This is a genomic window from Pseudoalteromonas sp. BSi20439 (genome assembly GCF_000241165.1).
GTDB lineage: Bacteria > Pseudomonadota > Gammaproteobacteria > Enterobacterales > Alteromonadaceae > Pseudoalteromonas.
Map to the genome: position 1 here is coordinate 1 of NZ_BADW01000080.1, position 17,522 is coordinate 17,522.

The 17,522-nt window shown below is 39.2% G+C and carries 15 protein-coding genes and 1 other RNA gene; 6 read left to right on the plus strand and 10 right to left on the minus strand.

The annotated features are described in order from the left end of the window. Positions 1 to 593 precede the first annotated feature (593 nt). From P20439_RS07510 to ssrA, 6 genes are all read right to left on the minus strand, one after another. The gene (locus tag P20439_RS07510; RefSeq protein WP_008465776.1) at positions 594 to 1,169 is read right to left on the minus strand and encodes an inovirus-type Gp2 protein; all 576 of its coding nucleotides are present in this window, start codon (positions 1,167 to 1,169) and stop codon (positions 594 to 596) included. A gap of 337 nt (positions 1,170 to 1,506) precedes the next feature. Beyond that, positions 1,507 to 2,007, minus strand: coding sequence for a hypothetical protein (locus P20439_RS07515; RefSeq protein WP_008465777.1), 501 nt, complete (start codon positions 2,005 to 2,007; stop codon positions 1,507 to 1,509). Beyond that, on the minus strand, positions 2,000 to 2,278 hold the full coding sequence (locus P20439_RS07520) for an AlpA family transcriptional regulator (RefSeq protein ID WP_008465786.1): 279 nt from the start codon (positions 2,276 to 2,278) through the stop codon (positions 2,000 to 2,002). Before P20439_RS07520 ends, P20439_RS07515 begins: the two co-directional genes overlap by 8 nt. A gap of 103 nt (positions 2,279 to 2,381) precedes the next feature. Further along, positions 2,382 to 2,990, minus strand: a complete 609-nt coding sequence (locus tag P20439_RS07525; protein WP_008465788.1) for a hypothetical protein — start codon at positions 2,988 to 2,990, stop codon at positions 2,382 to 2,384. Beyond that, a complete protein-coding gene (locus P20439_RS07530; protein WP_008465790.1) occupies positions 2,987 to 4,222 on the minus strand; it encodes an integrase domain-containing protein in 1,236 nt (411 codons plus the stop codon). The genes P20439_RS07525 and P20439_RS07530 overlap by 4 nt, the downstream gene beginning before the upstream one ends. Positions 4,223 to 4,406: 184 nt before the next feature. Continuing rightward, positions 4,407 to 4,763, minus strand: a transfer-messenger RNA (tmRNA) gene (ssrA, locus tag P20439_RS18185). Between the two features lie 251 nt (positions 4,764 to 5,014). Here ssrA and P20439_RS07535 point away from each other — a divergent pair. Beyond that, entirely contained in the window at positions 5,015 to 6,640 is a 1,626-nt protein-coding gene (locus P20439_RS07535) for a DUF342 domain-containing protein (protein ID WP_008111299.1), read from the plus strand. Between the two features lie 60 nt (positions 6,641 to 6,700). Here the strand turns inward: P20439_RS07535 and rnt are convergent, their stop codons facing one another. Beyond that, entirely contained in the window at positions 6,701 to 7,375 is a 675-nt protein-coding gene (rnt, locus tag P20439_RS07540) for a ribonuclease T (protein WP_008465792.1), read from the minus strand. 471 nt (positions 7,376 to 7,846) lie between these two features. Here rnt and P20439_RS07550 point away from each other — a divergent pair, with 471 nt between their 5' ends. Both P20439_RS07550 and P20439_RS07555 read left to right on the plus strand, forming a co-directional pair. Then, the gene (locus P20439_RS07550; RefSeq protein WP_008111306.1) at positions 7,847 to 8,725 is read left to right on the plus strand and encodes an OmpA family protein; all 879 of its coding nucleotides are present in this window, start codon (positions 7,847 to 7,849) and stop codon (positions 8,723 to 8,725) included. 302 nt (positions 8,726 to 9,027) lie between these two features. Next, positions 9,028 to 10,230: an aromatic amino acid transport family protein gene (locus tag P20439_RS07555; RefSeq protein WP_008465797.1), complete on the plus strand. Its 1,203-nt coding sequence runs from the start codon at positions 9,028 to 9,030 to the stop codon at positions 10,228 to 10,230. 77 nt (positions 10,231 to 10,307) lie between these two features. On the opposite strand, the gene ggt is transcribed toward P20439_RS07555, so the two are convergent. Both ggt and P20439_RS07565 read right to left on the minus strand, forming a co-directional pair. Beyond that, positions 10,308 to 11,972, minus strand: coding sequence for a gamma-glutamyltransferase (gene ggt / locus P20439_RS07560; RefSeq protein ID WP_008465800.1), 1,665 nt, complete (start codon positions 11,970 to 11,972; stop codon positions 10,308 to 10,310). 111 nt (positions 11,973 to 12,083) lie between these two features. Then, the gene (locus P20439_RS07565; protein WP_008465807.1) at positions 12,084 to 12,629 is read right to left on the minus strand and encodes a GNAT family N-acetyltransferase; all 546 of its coding nucleotides are present in this window, start codon (positions 12,627 to 12,629) and stop codon (positions 12,084 to 12,086) included. Between the two features lie 49 nt (positions 12,630 to 12,678). Here P20439_RS07565 and P20439_RS07570 point away from each other — a divergent pair, with 49 nt between their 5' ends. Continuing rightward, the gene (locus tag P20439_RS07570) at positions 12,679 to 13,044 is read left to right on the plus strand and encodes a hypothetical protein (RefSeq protein WP_008111315.1); all 366 of its coding nucleotides are present in this window, start codon (positions 12,679 to 12,681) and stop codon (positions 13,042 to 13,044) included. A gap of 65 nt (positions 13,045 to 13,109) precedes the next feature. Here the strand turns inward: P20439_RS07570 and P20439_RS07575 are convergent, their stop codons facing one another. Beyond that, positions 13,110 to 15,338: a TonB-dependent receptor gene (locus P20439_RS07575; protein ID WP_008465809.1), complete on the minus strand. Its 2,229-nt coding sequence runs from the start codon at positions 15,336 to 15,338 to the stop codon at positions 13,110 to 13,112. A gap of 374 nt (positions 15,339 to 15,712) precedes the next feature. Between P20439_RS07575 and P20439_RS07580 the strand changes: the two genes are divergently transcribed. Both P20439_RS07580 and P20439_RS07585 read left to right on the plus strand, forming a co-directional pair. Beyond that, positions 15,713 to 16,309, plus strand: coding sequence for a LuxR C-terminal-related transcriptional regulator (locus tag P20439_RS07580; RefSeq protein WP_008465814.1), 597 nt, complete (start codon positions 15,713 to 15,715; stop codon positions 16,307 to 16,309). A 237-nt stretch (positions 16,310 to 16,546) separates the two neighbouring features. Next, positions 16,547 to 17,522 (plus strand): porin (locus P20439_RS07585; RefSeq protein WP_036933182.1); only part of this gene is annotated, 976 nt, incomplete at its 3' end.

Consider the following 17,522-nt stretch of genomic DNA (forward strand, 5'->3'; position numbering starts at 1 on the left):
AACAGCTCTGCAATAGTTGCCGCTTTTGCAGGGAGTAAAAAGAATAAGAATAAAATACTTAAAAACAGTCTCATGGCTTTCCTTAAATTTAGTAGCTGATAAGTAGTAATAGAGTAAAGATACAAACCTAAGCCTTATACTATCACCCAAATCTAAATGGCTTGCGAGTATTTATGCAAACAAATGTAAGATATCGACTTAAAACTATGTAGCAAAAAGCTTGCAAAGCTATAAGCCTAATATGATGCATGTTTAAGTGCTTAATGAATACACGTGCATATCTCTCCGCAAAACAGCTGTAAGGTGTTTATTTGATACTGTCTTTTTATAAGCCTAAAATGATAGGTTTTGTAAGGTTTTGTTAGGCTTATTAAACTAAGTTTTACTAAGTATTAACGGCTCATACAGTTGAGGTTTTATCAGGTATAAAGGCTAGGATAATTTAGATTTCATCAGTACAAAAACAAATACATTCGCTAAGCTCATAAAATAAGTAGAGCCATTTAAAAATCAATTTTTGACAATGTTTGATAACCTGACAGCAAACAAAGTTAGATATAAAGTGTCTAATTGCTTTGTATTGCATACATTCCTTAAAGCTTAGGTTTAACTCTACTTGAGCCGTGGTTTTTAGTTTGTGCTGGTTTATAGCCCTTCCCTCTGGCTTTAGCAAGGTAAGACATACGCCATATAGCGCCTTGCTTTTTATCATGCTCATATCGTTTAAATCTATAAAAACAATTTTTTGGAATCCATGGACGCACACCCAATGTATTTCCCATTTCTAAAATAAATTCATTTATCTTACTTGGGTAGCATACTTTGTTAGCATCAAGAATAACTACCACATGATAATGCTGCTTTTTCGCTCTTTCTTGCTCCCGCGTCCAATGGTAGCCAAAGATAGGCATTTTATACCTTTGCTTTATAAAACCGCTTAAACTTTCCATAACAGCAATAATAAAACGGTTATCATTTGTTTGATATGGAATACCGATATCAAATCGTAAAACTAAAACTTGGCTATAGTGTGTTAAAACTGCCTCAAGCTGATCTAACATACTCTTCATTTGCGCTGTGTAAATGCCGCTCTTTGACGTATGAACTTGCCAAATGTTCTGTTTATGGCAAATTACAGGTGAGTGACTCACATACTGATAATTAGACACAAATACTTCCTATTAGATAATATAAATATCCGAATGATAAAAGGGGTGTTTTCACTAGTGTCATTATTCCACGGCTGGCTAACTCGACTTTATACAGTAAGTAGTAACTAACAACCTTCATTTTTAATGAAAACAAACCTATAAACCACTGCCGTTAAAGACCGCAATAAAAAAGGACTTAAGGAAAAAGACTGGATACACACGCCCTTCAATGTTAGTGGTAACTCACATGAAAGCATTTTTATTATGAGCTTTACTTATTATATAATGCTTAAAGCTAGTGGCAGTTTAGCTACTCGCCACCAGCCCTCGAAATAACCAATCTAAAGCCGTCTAACTAACCATTAGTCGGCTTTTCCTTATCAAAGACAGGCTCATTAGCCGCACCAGTAACCTTTAAATGCTCGGTCACAATAATGGTTTTAACCTGCTCAATACCAAGTTGCTCAAGGATTTTAACAAGGCTCTTTTTTGCCCTTTGCTCTCTTTCCTTTTTGACTTTACGCTTAACTTTTTCACGCTGAGCCGCTCGTTTATTGAAAAACTCAAATCGTTGTAGCTCTGTCATAGAGTGAGAAACCTTTAGCCCAACCTCACGCTTACTTTGATAATCAATAAAGCATTTCATTTTAAGGTGGCTATGCTTTGCATCTTCCTTATCTAATTCAACATCGGCATACCCTCTACCAATTGGGCTTGTAGATTGACCGTTAAGCCATGCGAGCAAGATTGAACGGTGAATAATGTCCATTCGAACTAGCTCCTCAAAAGCTTCTGGTGCTAACTTTTCCAAATATTCCAATGTGATTGGTGTTGGCAGTTCATTTAAATTAATCATTAGCTGCCTCCAAGTGAGTGTATTGCTTAAGTAGATTTTTGCGCTTTGCGACTAGTTCACGAACAAATTCTTTTATCTGCTCATCGTTGTAGCCTGCAATGGTTACTGCTAAGGTTGCGTTTATTTCATACTTATAAAATGCAACTCCGCGTTTACCTATTTTTATAGGTGGAGGTATTAGCCCATCATTAATTTTTTGCTGAAATAGGGTTTTACCACATGCCCATAATGGACGTGTCTGCTCTTTTCTAGTTAATTCAAGTAGTGCCATTTAAAACCTCCTAAGGTCGTTAATAAGTTTGCAATACAAATATTAACCTGAAGAATTATTTAAGCTATTTCAGTTTCCTAGTCATGTATCATCGTGATAAATATCACGGTGATTTATCACTTTTTTGTAGAATTTCTTCTCTTATTTTTTTGATATGCTTCTTGATAGTTTGATCAGTTATAGTGGGGTGCGTGTCCTTAGTAGCTAAAAAATCCTTATATTTATTAACATAGCGCTCAAGCTTAAAATATTTAATTTCCTCACCTAAATGTTTAAAATCTTGACTTATCAGATGCTCAATATCTCTTCTTATCTTTTCAGTTGAAATATTAGGCTTACTTCGTTTGGCGCTATTTTTATTTGATTCCAACTTTCTAGCTTCATTTAAAGCCCAACCAGCCCCCTTAGTATCACCACTACATACTCCCATTTGGTAGGCTCTCTTAATAAGATCTTCTATATATAATCTTGAATACATTCTGATGTGAGTCGTCACATCAATATCATTGCCGTGTGACACATCAAAGTTCTGTATTAAACCATATTCAAGTGCATGTTCAGCTTTATCGACGTCAACTTGATTTAGCAAATCTGCATGAGAAGTTACTAAGTTCTCTATATAAATTTCGATTGCTTCAAGCGACTTCTCATATTTTTTAATAGCTGATTTTGATAGTTTCCCAAATCTATGGGGAATGTATTCGATTTTCATTTCAATACCTTTAGATATCTAAGCCCAGCTAACGAACTACTTCCACTAGCCGCATTTTCTATATATTCAGACCACCAGCACATCATGGTTTTTCTTCGTTCAAAGTAGTCAGTGCGGTTATATGCTCGCCTTACTTCGTTTGTATCAACATGCGCTAAAGCTGCCTCTATTACGTCAGGGTCAAATCCTTGTGCGTTAAGTGTTGTACTAGCAAGCGAGCGCAAGCCATGCGCCACAAGCTCGCCTTTAAACCCCATACGCTTTATTGCTGCATTGGCTGTTTGCACGTTTGTATGGCTGCGTGGGTCTCTATCAGCGGGAAATACATATTCGCGGTGTGCGCTTAATGGCTTCATTAATTCAAGTAAAGCGAATGTTTGTGGTGTAAGGGGTATACGTTGCTCTTTGCCCTTTTTCATTTGCTCGGCAGGTATAACCCACACACCCGTATTTAAGTCTATATCTTGCCATTTAGCTGTTGCAGCCTCATTAGGGCGCGTCATAGTGTGTAACTGCCATTCAATTAAACAACGCGTTGTAAGCTTAATACTGGCACGATTTATGGCACTCATAAGCTCTGGCAATCTATCCGCTTCAATAGATGGCATAGCGCTTTTTTTAGGTGTTTGGAAAGCTTGCCTTATATTCGCTAATGGATTGGCTTCTATAAGCCCACAGTTAACCGCATGCACCATAACTTCGTTAATACGCTGGCATAGTCTTTTTACTGTTTCTAAGCTACCTTTTGCCTCTATAGGGCGCACTAGTTCTATTACCTGAAAGGCTTTTAGTTTGCTTATTGGCTCATCACCAAACGCAGGAAAGGCATGATTAGTTAACAGTTTTAAAGCGGCTTGTGCTGTTTGTGGTTTTATTTCTGTTTTCTTTTTCTCAAACCACATTAATGCAACTGCTTTAAATGTTTGTAGTTGTGTTTCTTGTGCTTGCTTTTCATCTAGCTGGCGCTGGTGGATAGGGTCTATATTTTCAAGCACTAGGGCTTTATATTTCTTATGACGTTCTCTAGCAGTTTTAAGGCTTATATCAGGGTAAGAGCCAAGCCCCATATTTTTACGTTTTTTAGTAATTGGCGCTGTGTAGTTATAAAGCCAAAACTTACCACCACTGGGCTTTATTCGTAATGTTAAACCGCCACCGTCAGTAAGGTTAAATTCCTTATCCTTTGGTTTTTCCGATTCGACCTGTTTTGCATTGAGTTTGTGAATAGCCATTTGTAACAACGATCCCTATGTAAAATTCCAGTTGTTACGTTTAGTGTTACAACAAATCGCGGTTGTTACAAGTTTTAAACGGTCACTAATGATTAAACTATAGGCATAAAAAACCCGCAAGGCTCGAATTAACTAGCGTTGCGGGTCTTTTACGGTTCTTAGCAACGTATCTAAAAACCTTTATTGGTGGAGCTGGGGGGATTTGAACCCCCGTCCGAAAAGCCTCGACCGTCGGTACTACATGTTTAGTATTGTCATTTAATTAACCTTTAAATCCCGGACAAACACGGTAGATAAAGGCGAGGCCGCTTGGTTTTAACGCTTCAACCCCGGCCAGGGTTTCCGTCGCGATCAGGTGTTAGGGTGACACTCCAAAATCCAGTCCACAAGAATACATGGAAGGAGCGCTAGCCAGCCTAAGCTGCTAGAGAGTAGTTATCGTCGTTTGCGATTACTTTAAATTGCGGCTTTTTTACGAGGCAAACCGCACCTCGACATGCACCTTGGGCTTCTTGAATTCCGTCGAATCCTAATCAGCCCCTGAATAAGATTACTCATTCAGAGCGTGCAAGCAGTATAACTGAGTAACCCATCAATACTCAACACCTTAGGCACTTTATTTTATCGCTTGGTTAATCCTGCATCAAACACGTACTTAAAAATGTAAATACTAGGATAATAAAAAAACAATTACTTAACACCTAGGCTTGTTTGTGCTCAAATATGCAGCTAGACCTTGGTCTAATAGATTATAAAAAATAATAACAGGCATATTACCTAGAGGATTTATAAATGTCGGTTTTTTCTTTTGATGAGCAAACGGGGTATATCTCTTTAGTTTCCCACCCACAAGTTTCAGGTTTAGCCTCAACAGCAACACAGCTTATTGAATTAATTGGACAGTCAGAATATTGCGAGTGTGAGGTTATTGCTAGCAATATTGGTAAGCTGTTTGCTCAAAGTAATACCGAAGAACCCACCTCTTTAGTGATTGCTCAAGCCATTGATGCAAAGCTAACCATAAACATCGATGAAAAGAATATGCTCGTTGAAGCTACCCTTATTACTGCCAAGGGCGGTCAATTGCTTAGCATGGAACAAGCGATTGAAGAGTTAACACAAGCAGGCATTGTAAAAGGCATTAGCTCTCATGCATTAGAACAGTTATTGGCACAACAGTTTGAACACCCCTCAGGAAGCACACATTGCGCCGAAGTCGCTTTTGGTCGCGCGCCTAAAGTGGGTAACGATGCCAAATTTGTGCGTCTTTGCTGCACAGCGCAAGACCGCGTACTTAGCCCGCAAGCTAAGGGCGGTGGTAAAGTCGATATGAGAAACCTAGGTGATATTATTACTGTAAAACCGGGATGTGAACTAATGCGACGTACTCCTGCAACACCCGGTGTTGATGGGTTTACTGTATTTGGTGATGTAATAACTGCTCCTCCCGGCAAAGAGCATAAATTACAACCTTTTGACGGCACTAAAATTGCGCCCGATAACCCTAATTTATTAATTGCGGATTGTACTGGCGTACCGGTTGCCCTTCCCCGTGGTATGCGTGTTGATGATGTTTTATGTTTTCACAATATTGACCCAAGTACCGGCCATGTTGAGTTTGATGGCAGTGTTATTGTCAGCGGTGATATAAAAGATGGCATGCGCGTGACTGCCACTGGCGATATTACTGTTTTAGGTTTTGTTGAATCGGCACAGCTAAAAAGTGATAGCGCCATCACAATAGTAAAGGGTGCAATTGGTCGTAAGCGAGAAGCCGATGAGCCATTCACCTGTTCTATTTTTGCTAAACGAACCGTTGCGCTTGGTTACTCTCAATACTGCGACATAAAAACGGAGCAAAACTTATTAATAGATCGCCAATCATTACATTGTGACTTGAGTGCCGGAAATCTAATTAGGGTGGGCAATGCAAAAGATCCTAAAGGGAAAATTATTGGTGGCCATATTCTAGATGCAATGCGCATTGAAACAGGTGAATTGGGCGCACCAGCAGGAACTAAAACCCGTGTTTGCATCGCACAGCGATGGTATGTGCTAAAACAAAAACAAGCGCAAATCACTGACTTTGAAAAAGTTTTAATCGGTAAGTCAATTGAACTACAGCAAGCGCGCCAGCGAATTAATAAACAAGTTGCAAGCGCACAGCGTCAGCAGTTTTTGAATAAAATAACAACGAATGAAGAACACATAGCAAACCGAAGCGCCAGCATCAATCAGCAAAAGCAGTTACTAAGAAAGAAAATGGCGCAGCTTTTAGCGCTCAGTCGTTTAAAAGTTAATGAGCTTATGCACCCTGGGGTGGAGCTTAAAATTGCACGAGAATCAATTAGCTTTTCGCGTAATTACCCACCGCATTTAATCACCCACAGTGAAGGTAAAATAACCCAATCGTTTTAATAATGCTTATTAAGACTGACTTAGCTCAAAAGTGAACATTCACTATTATGAGCTGAGTTTCTAATTTTGGTTGCTTGCTTCGTCTTCGCTTTGTTGTGTTTCGTCTACAGCAAGCGGCCAACCACCTAGTTGCTGCCAACGATTAACAATTAAACAGTACAGTTCAGCAGTACGCTCTGTATCGTACAACGCTGAATGCGCTTGTTTGTTATCAAACTCTATCCCTGCTGCGCGACACGCTTTAGCAAGTACCGTTTGCCCTAATGCCAAACCAGCAAGTGATGTGGTATCAAAACTAACAAACGGATGAAATGGTGTGCGCTTGATATTATTACGCTCAATAGCCGCATTTAAAAAGCCGTGATCAAAAGCGGCATTATGAGCAACCACCACTGAGCGCTGGCACCCCGCAGCTTTTTGCGCTTTGCGCACTACTTTACAAATTTCTTTAATCGCCTCTTCTTCTGGGACTGCCCCTCGAAGTGCTGAAAAAGGCTCAATCCCATTAAACTCAATGGCAGCTTGCTCAATGTTTGCACCCTCAAACGGTTGCACATGAAAATGAACGGTATGATCGATACTAAGCAGTCCTTCATCATCCATTTTTAAAACGGACGCTGCAATTTCTAGTAGTGCGTCGGTTTCTTTGTTAAAACCGGCGGTTTCAACATCAATAACCACTGGAAAAAAGCCACGAAAGCGTTGCGCGAAAAGTGTTTGCTCAGTATTTGCCATAGTATTCTTGGTTTATAGGGATTAGCTGTCTATTATGTCAAAATTGGTGGCCTGTCGGCTAGGGGATTTATTGATTAATTACAGTTAAACTATAGGCATGTTACTTGCTTGGTAATTAGGGTCTGTTGACCTTTGCGGATTAAAATTTGTTCAAGCTAGGGGCGGTTTAATCGCGGCGCGAGGTTTGTAACCTAGTGGGCTAAGTCAAAACCGAGCAACAAAGAGTAAATCGCCCCTAGGCAGAACCCAAAGGGCAGCGCCTGTTTGGCATTAATGCTGTGTTATCGCCTATTTATGGGGAATAACCACACCACATAGGCTCTGCCTTGCCTAAATACCAAACAGGCTGCTGCAAATTTAACCTTGAAAGGTCAACAGACCCTAGCGTTTGCGCTGAATTATTTGCTGTTGCGTAAAATTTTACGGTTTTTGTCACTTTTTTGGCAAAGCTAGATAACTGGAGAATTCTCAATGAAGTGTAAGTTGTTATTTATTAGCCTAAGCATTAGTAGTGTGCTGTGTAGTTTGAATACAACTGCGGCAATGCGCCAGTACACGGCTAACCAAGATAATTCAAACTGGAACTTGGTTAAAACAACTCGCTTACAATGCCAATTAAATCATGAAGTTCCCTACTATGGTGAAGCCGCTTTTAAAGCATCAGCCAGTAAAAACAAAGATCTCACCTTTAATTTAGACATGGTGGTGCGCCCAGAAAATTACGCGATTGCCGGTTTGAAAGCGGTGCCACCTAGCTGGCGAGCAGGCCGCCCTGCCCGTGATATTGCTGATATGAAATTACTTAAAAAGTTTGATGGTGAATTAGGTAATAAAACAGCATGGGAAATGCTTACTGAGCTTGAAAAAGGTAACCAACCCACTTTTTACTACCAAGACTGGCAAAATAGTGCCGATAAAATTGCCGTGGGCATGTCTAATGTTAACTTTAAGCAAGCGTATTGGGCGTTTTTACAGTGCCGCGATGAACTACTGCCATACAATTTTGAAGATATTTCGTTCACTATAATGAACTATGAATCTAATAGCAGTAAATTAACTAAGTCATCGCAACAACGCCTTGATAAAATTGCTGAGTATTTGAAAAACGACCCCAGTATAGAGTCAATCAGTATTGCATCCTATACCGATAGTTACGGTGGCCGATGGAATAACCTCGATTTATCTAGAACCCGTGCAAAGGCTATTAAAGATTACATGGTGAGCTTAGGTGTTGATGAAGTTAAAGTGGTTACTGAAGGCTTTGGTGAAAAACGCTTTGTAGATACCAACGATAATATTTTGGGCCGTGATAAAAACCGCCGCTTAGTGATTCAAATAGCTAAAATGTAAACTCAGTCCCCTCTTTTAATGGCTGAAGGTGCAATTTTAGCGCTTTCGGCCAACACCTATTGTTTTAGTAATCCCTCTATTGTGCAAAACCAATAATCTGACCATTTAGTTATTAACATTTGGCTTTTTATTTATTAATTATATTAATGAGTTAAATTACATCAGCAAAATATCTCTGCTTTTTAAATACAGTTGTAAATAGAAGATTACATTTTATTTTGTCTCTTTTATGACAAAACTATTTAAGTTTTGCACAACTAGTTATATCTTGCGTGTCTCTCACGTTTGATCAGGATCATTAAGTGCTTAAAAATAAAACAATAGGTAGCATGTTAATTGTTGCAGGAACTACCATAGGCGCAGGTATGCTTGCCCTACCAATTGCCTCTGCGGGGCTTGGGTTTAATACGGCAATGGTGTTAATTGTCGGCTGTTGGTTACTTATGACCTACACGGCTTTACTTATGTTGGAGCTACACCAATATGCCCCTCGCGATGCCACTTTAAATACACTTGCTAAGCTTTGGCTTGGTAAACGTGGCCAGTATGTGGCTAACTTTTCGATGATATTCTTATTTTATGCACTGTGTGCTGCTTACATAGCAGGTGGTGGTGCTCAGCTACAAGAGCGCATTAATACTGGGTTTAATCTTAGTATTGCTCCACAATTAGGCTCCGTTATTTTAGCCGTGCTAATTGCAGGCGTGGTGACTTTAGGCACTAGTAAAGTTGATAAGCTTAACCGAGTACTATTTAGTATAAAAATAGTCGTTTTGGCTAGCTTGTTTTATATGCTAACACCTTATGTACATGGCCAACATTTATTGGAAATGCCTGTTGAGCAAGGGCTGATACTATCGGCTATTCCGGTGGTATTTACCTCCTTTGGTTTTCATGGCTCAATTCCTTCTATTGTTAAATACGTCGGGCTTGATATAAAAACCTTACGCAAAGTTATGATTGCAGGCGCCTCTTTACCATTGGTTATATATGTATTTTGGCAAGTATTAAGCCAAGGCATAATGAGTCAAGAGCAATTACTACAAAGCGAAGGGTTAACTGGGTTTGTAGCCAGTGTGGCCAATATTGCCAATAACGCCAATGTTTCTACTGCGGTTAAATTGTTTGCTGACTTAGCCCTAGCAACGTCATTTTTAGGGGTGAGCTTGGGGTTATTTGACTTTTTTGCCGACACATTCAAAAAAGCAGATACGGGCGCAGATAGAATTAAAACAGCACTTATTACTTTTGTTCCTCCTCTTGGATTTGCTTTATTTTACCCGCAAGGATTTATTATGGCATTAGGCTATGCAGCCATTGCTTTGGTTATATTGGCAGTATTTTTACCTGTTAGCATGGTGTACAAGCAGCGTCAGGGGATTGAAAAAGAAGGCTATAAAGTACGCAGTGGTAATATTGGTTTGGCCATAGCCGCTTTGTGTGGTATTTCAATTATTAGCGCACAATGCCTGCAAATGGCAGGACTTATACCGGCTATAGGCTAATCCTTATAGTTGTTCTAATATATGCACCCCATAGATGGTTTTGGGGTGCATATCATTCAAACGTCAATTGTTGACATTTAAAATACTATCGCTTGCCCTCTTCCGCTTTGCTCAGATGCTGCATCTAATTTGCCTTCATTATTAATAATCACGTGCATATCACCAAAGTGGCGTTCATCGACTGTATAACCCATTTTTATTAGCTGTTGCTTGACTGAGGACTCCAATCCCGAGTGCGCTCTAATTACATTTTTAGGCCATAACTGATGATGAAATCGCGGACTATTTACTACATCATCTGCGCTCATATTAAATTCAATTGCGTTGAGTATTGATTGATACACAGAGCTAATAATAGTGGTACCGCCGGGCGACCCTGTTACCATTTTTACCTGATTATTACTGAGTAAAATAGTGGGGGTCATAGAGCTAAGCATACGTTTATGCGGCTGAATTTCATTTGCTTTGCCGCCAATGGCGCCAAATACATTCATAACCCCAGGTTTGGCGCTAAAATCATCCATTTCATCATTTAAAATAAAGCCTGCGCCTTCTACAACGACACCACTACCAAACCCTAAATTAATGGTGGTGGTATTAGCAACGGCATTCCCCATGTTATCAACAATGGAAAAGTGGGTGGTTTGCTCGCTTTCTTTTAAACCTGGTTTAATATTTTCGGTAGTTGAAATAGCATTTAAATCTATACTGTTGCTACGGTTTTTAAGGTAATTTTCTGCAAGCAGCTTTGCTGTAGGTACTTGGTAAAAGTCAGGATCGCCTAAGTATTCTGCCCTATCAGCAAACACTCGCTTACCTATTTCAGCCAATAAATGCACATACCCAACTGAATTATGTGATGGTGCAGCTATGGGCTTTTTAAGCTCATACATTTTCAGCCATTGTAATATAGCAATACCACCAGAGCTAGGAGGTGGCGAAGTGACGACTTGATAGCCGTTCCAGTTAGCTTTTATAGGTGTACGAGACTTTGCGCGGTAATTTTTTAAATCGTCTTGAGTAATAATACCGCCATGTTGCTTCATAAAGTTTGCGATGATCGTTGCAGTTTCACCTTGATAAAAGCCATCTTTACCATTATCGCGAATGCGTTTGAGTGTCGCTGCAAGCTCAGGTTGCTTAAAAAGCTTACCAGATGTGGCGCTTGCAAAATAATTGGCAAAGTTTACTTTAATGTTTTTATTGCTTAGGTGTTCTATGTAACCCTCAATTAACAGAGCCAACTTTTCAGGCACCACAAAACCTTGCTCTGCTAATATTACCGCAGGCTGTACTAAGGTTTTCCAAGGTAATGTGCCATGCTTTTTATGTGCTAGCCACATACCAGCAACACTTCCGGGTACACCGCTGGCATGAATACCATAAATAGACTTATTGGCAATAACTTGCCCTTGCTGGTCTAAATACATATCACGATGCGCGGCGTTAGGTGCAGTTTCACGGTAATCTATAAAATCACCTTGCCCATCTTTATGAATAAGCATAAAACCACCGCCGCCAATATTACCTGCTTCGGGGAGCGTAACGGCCAACACAAACTGCGCTGCAATGGCTGCATCAACCGCATTGCCCCCCTGCTGTAACACAGTTTTTGCTGCTTGCGCACTAAATGTGTCGGGCATCGCCACCGCACTTTGCTTGGCAGCAACATTAAAAAAGCATACTTGTATTATTAAGACACTACTAATAATTAGCTTGCTTGGTGAAAAGAGTGATCCCATCCCATATCCTTAGGTTATTTTTATACATTTATGGCAAACATTAATGCACAGTAACAAACACTAGGTCAATATTTAGACGCTACATTTGTAGAGCTTGAGATTATTTTTAATCTATCTACACGACTTTGAATATAGCGCAGCAGTTAAGTTTGAGCCGTCATCAGTATGAATATAATAATGTTTAAGCCGCATACCGAGCTTTTTCATAACACTAATTGAGCCAACGTTGGCGGTCAGTGCCGTGGCACTAATTGCCTTAATTTGCGGTTGCTTCTCAATCGTTGAGCAAATCGCTTGTGCCGCCTCAATTGCATAACCTTTACCCCAACTCGCTTGTTTAAATCGCCAGCCCACTTCAATATCACTAAAATCAGGCGTATCTGAAAAAAAGCCCATCGGCCGAACAAGCACCCACCCTATAAAGGTATTGCCTTCACGCAGGTTTACTTGCCATAACCCCCAACCTTGTTGCGCATTACGATAAGCGAGCATTCTAGGAATACTTATCGTTTTTATCTCTTCAAGAGTGGTTGGTTTACCTTGTGTTAAATATTGCATAACGGCTGGGTCTTGATCGAGCTCGAATAATTTCGGCCAATCATTTTCGTCCATTAATTTAAAACTTAATCGTGTTGTTACAGCTATGTTCATTTTCATTATTGTATAGTTACCCCTGAAATATAATTTTCTCTAAAGGAGATAGTAAATGAAGAAATTAGCAGGTTTAGCTTTATTAGGCACTTTAATTACGTTAACTGGCTGTGAAGATGCCAACGAAGTGAAACAAGACGCCAAACAAACGAGCGCTGAAGTTCAAGAAAAGCTAAACGAAACGTGGAACGACGTTAAAGAAAAAACCAATGAGCTTAAAAATGACGAGTCATTTAATGAGCTACTCGAAGAGAGTAAAGCGATGGGCTTAGACATGTACGATGACGGCAAAGAAGTAGCTGTTGATGCATGGATTAAAAGCAAAGAAGCGGCTGGCGAGCTGACTGAAAAAACCAAGCAAAAAGCACGTGAAATTGCGGCAGAAATTGAGCAAGCACGAGAAGAACATAAAGAAGGTTAATTATTGTTAACCAATAAAAAAAGGTAAGCCATGGCTTACCTTTTTTATTTAACTTTTAGAGTAAATTATAGATTATAGTTCAAAGTCTTTTTGAATTTTAAACCAAACTCACTACGATCATTACTGCGCATTACGCCAACAAAGCCAGTTTGCTGCAGGCGTCCTACATCGTAAACTTCGTTTAATACATTCTCACCATATAGCGTTACTTCCATATCGCCGTATGGATTAGTGTAAGAAATATTAAAACCAACTAGCTCACGCGAATCAATCGTTTCACTTTTGTTGAAAACTGATTGGCCTTGCATTTCACTGCGGTACGAGTAGTTTGCATTTAATGCAACCGTGCCACCATTTCTTAAATCAACAAAGTAAGATGGAGCAACCATTACTGTCCAACGAGGTGTCAGTGCTGGTGAGTCGCCTTTACCAATACCTTGTACGCCTTCAGCTACTTCTGTAATTTCAGAATCTAAGTAGCCTACTGCAGTGCGAATAGTAAAGTCGTCGGTTAGTGCAATTGTGGTTTCAAGCTCAATACCTTGCGCTTTAGACTGACCTGCATTTTCAACGATAGTTACAAAGCCACCACCTGCAGTTGGATCTGAGAATGGCAGTGCTAAATCAGTGTAGTCAGTAACAAACATTGCAAGCATCATAGACACATTTTCATGTACTTGGCCTTTTAAACCAATCTCGTAGTTAACTGCTTTGGTTTCATCAAACGATACAAACTGATCCGGACCACCGAATGGGCGCGGTGGGAAACCACCGGTTTGGTAACCTTTTTGTACTTGGCCATACACGTTCATATTATTGCTAAGCTGGTATGAAGCATTAATGTCCCATGTTACTGCATTAAAGTCTGCACTAATGTCCTTTCGCTCAGGGAAAGTTGGGAAAATGGCATTCGCATCTTTTTTATCTTCTGAGTAACGAAGGCCACCGCCTATTGTTAAATCATCAGTTAAATCGTAACTACCATTAATGTAAGCTGCGTATGAGTTAGTTTCTTGATTAATTTCAAAAAATCCAAAGCCACCAAATGAAGGAGTAACACCATCATTTAGCACGCCATCAGGTGTATTAAACGGGCTAAATACAAAATCTTCAGAGCGAGTAAAGCCATCTTCATTAAAGAAGTATAAGCCAGAAACAAAGTCCATTTTATCAAACGTGGCGTTTAGTTGAAGTTCAAAAGAGTATTGATCTGCACCGCCCACTTCTGGGAACTCTGATAAGTTAAGTGGAGATGCATCATCATCTAAACCACCTTCATATTCAGAGGTACGGTAGCTTGAAATAAACTTGGCTGTATATGTGTTATTAATCGCCCAATCAGCTGTGAATGACGTGCCCCAACCAGAATATGAGGTTGATTCAATACCGGCAACTGTTGTGCCTAAATCATCAGGATTCGCTGGAAGTAAGTCTTCAGTTAATAATGGGAAATCACCATTTAATACATTACTTGAATCTAATGGTTCAGTAAACTCAATAGTATAAGGCGATTGGCCTGATTCATTATCAACCCCATCTAGCGAGAAGGTAAACGCTAAATCACTGGTTGCTTCGTATTTAAGCGCAATACGACCACTAAACTCTTGCTCTTCACCAATTTCTTTTTCAGGGTTAACTAAATTTACCGCTGTTCCTACCCCATTACGTTGCTTATATGACGCACTTGCCGACATGCTTAAATCATTGGTTAATGCATCATTGAAGTAAATATCACCAGCGATACGACCACGACTACCGACTTTAGCCGATGTCGTTAAAATGCCCTCATCACCTGGTTGTTTAGTAATTACATTTACCGCGCCACCTAATGTATTACGACCATAAAGTGTGCCTTGTGGTCCACGCAGAACTTCAACACGCTCAACATTAGGAAGTGATAAGTTAGATCCCATTTGGCGGCCTAAATAAACACCGTCTAGGTAAACACCTACGCCAGGATCTGTGGTTATAATGTGATCTTGCAAGCCAATACCACGAATGAATACTGAAGCATGCGCTGCGTTACCAACACCATAGCGAGTAATATTTAAGTTAGGAACGTATTTACCAATATCTTCTAAGTTACCCATATTGGCTTTATCAATAAGGTTAGCACCTATTGATGTAATCGCAGTTGGAGATTCGAACAAGCTCTCTGTACGTTTACGAGCTGTCACTTCAATTTTTTCAAATGCGTCTTGTTTGGCTGTCGTTTTAGCTTCTTGTGCATTTGCGGAAGTTGTTAGGGCTGCAATAACCGCTAAACTTAACTGTGAGAGGGTGCGTAATTTCAAGGTTTTCTCCAAAGGGTATTAATTTAATTATGCGTTATGCTGTGTAAACATAAATTGTAGGCATAAAAAAAGATGCTTTAGATGCATCTTTCCTCTGGGAGTGTATTGTATTACATAAAAGTTACAATATGTATATTTAACTTTAGTTTAAGCAAAAAAATAATTTTTAGCTTTTTTAATCTAAACTAATTACCTCAACAATGACGCAGCTTTGGTTATAAATTAATACTTTAATATTAACCACCAACTGCATTGTTCATTAATCGTACACACCGTTTATTGTGGAAAACACATTAAAACTGCTTGAAATTATGACAATATCCAAAGACCCTTTATATTTAAATATAAAGCAGAACCATTTTTAGGTGAAAAGCATGACAAAAAAACAGACCACACAATCAACTAACATGCTTTTTAACAACAACCACTATAATCCATTATTTTTTACTACATTGAATAACGACATATTATTAGTATGCTACTCAGCCCTTAACTCCCTAACTAACTACGAACTTTTAAACCAATTTATTCATACAAATAATTACCAAGGGTTAGTTATTTATAATATTCCTAAAGATACTGATGCCGTTTCACTGAAAGAATGGCCAAATTTAAAAGGTCTTTTTTATCAAGATACTAGTGAAGAGTTGTTTACTAGGGGGCTAGAAGCAATTAAACAAGGCGAATTGTGGTTTCCACGAACCATTAGTGACATTTGGATGCGTCAAATGCTCGATACAGAACAAAAGAATGCTTTGCAAACAAGTAATTTAACCGATAAAGAAATTAAAGTACTCAACCTACTTTTTAGTGGACTTCACTCCAGTGCTATTGCTGATAGTTTATTTATAAGTGAAGCTACGGTTAGAGTTCACTTACATAAAATTTATAAAAAAATAGCGGTCAAAAATAAGCAGCAGGCAATTCGTTGGTGCCAAGATAACCTAAAAAATATAAATTCGCGTTCATAACTAAAAAAACACTACTTAATACTTACTTTATCAACTTCCCTCTCATAATTAATAATCCAAACAACTCAGTTAGTTACATAAGCTAAAAACAAAAAGTGCATAAATTTCAATAATTCCACTACATTGATGTTGCAAAAAAGCAGTAAAAAGTACTTAATTCATTAATTTTAATTAGAAAAAAGTTAATACTCATCTTATACTGCAGCGGGATACACATGAAATTAAATAGGATACACAATGAAAAAACTATCTGTAGCAGTAGCAATTTGTTGCGCACTTGCCACAAGCAGCGCAAGTGCTGAGGTTCGTATTAATGGGTTTGCTTCTATTGTCGGTGGTAAGTCGCTCGATAGTGATCAAACATTATATGGATATGATGATGATATTTCATTTAAAAACGAAAGCGTATTTGCCCTTCAGCTAACCGCTGATTTGCAAGAAAAGCTAACCGCCACAGCGCAGATAGTGGCTCGCGGTGAAAATGATTTTGACGCTGATTTTGAATGGGCATACTTAACATATGAATTCTCAGATGACTTACAATTAAGCGCAGGTAAAATGCGTCTTCCTCTATTTCGCTACTCTGACTTTTTAGATGTTGGCTATACCTACCGCTGGGTGCGCCCACCTCAGTCTGTATACAACTTACCGTTTTCAACCTATGAAGGCCTAAGCTTATTACATACAACTCAACTTGGTGATTGGGACTCTACTGTGCAAGTTGTCTATGGCAGCTTCGACGATAATATCGCGGTTGTATCAGTAAATGGAGATACCGAACTTAACAATATGGCCGGGGTTAACTGGTCATTGTCATACGATTGGTTTAGTGCTCGCGCTGCATATTTTGTAGCTGATACAAGTATTGATATTGCTGACGATACTACTGATGGCATGGTAATAAATGGATTTGAAGAGGCACTTCGTAACTCAGGGTTTTCAGAGCAAGCAAATGACATAGCAATAAATGAGGATGATAGCTACTTCCTCGCTTTTGGTTTCTCAATCGATTACAACAATATCTTGTTTGATGCTGAATACACAGAATTTGAAGTTAAAAACAGCGCATTAGCAAAACAAACTCAATATTACACCTCTTTAGGCTACCGTATGGACGAATGGCTTGTTCATTTAACCTATGAAAATAACGATGATGAGCATGATAGCAATCGTTATAATGCACTGCCAAATGTACCGCAGTTAAATGATGGGT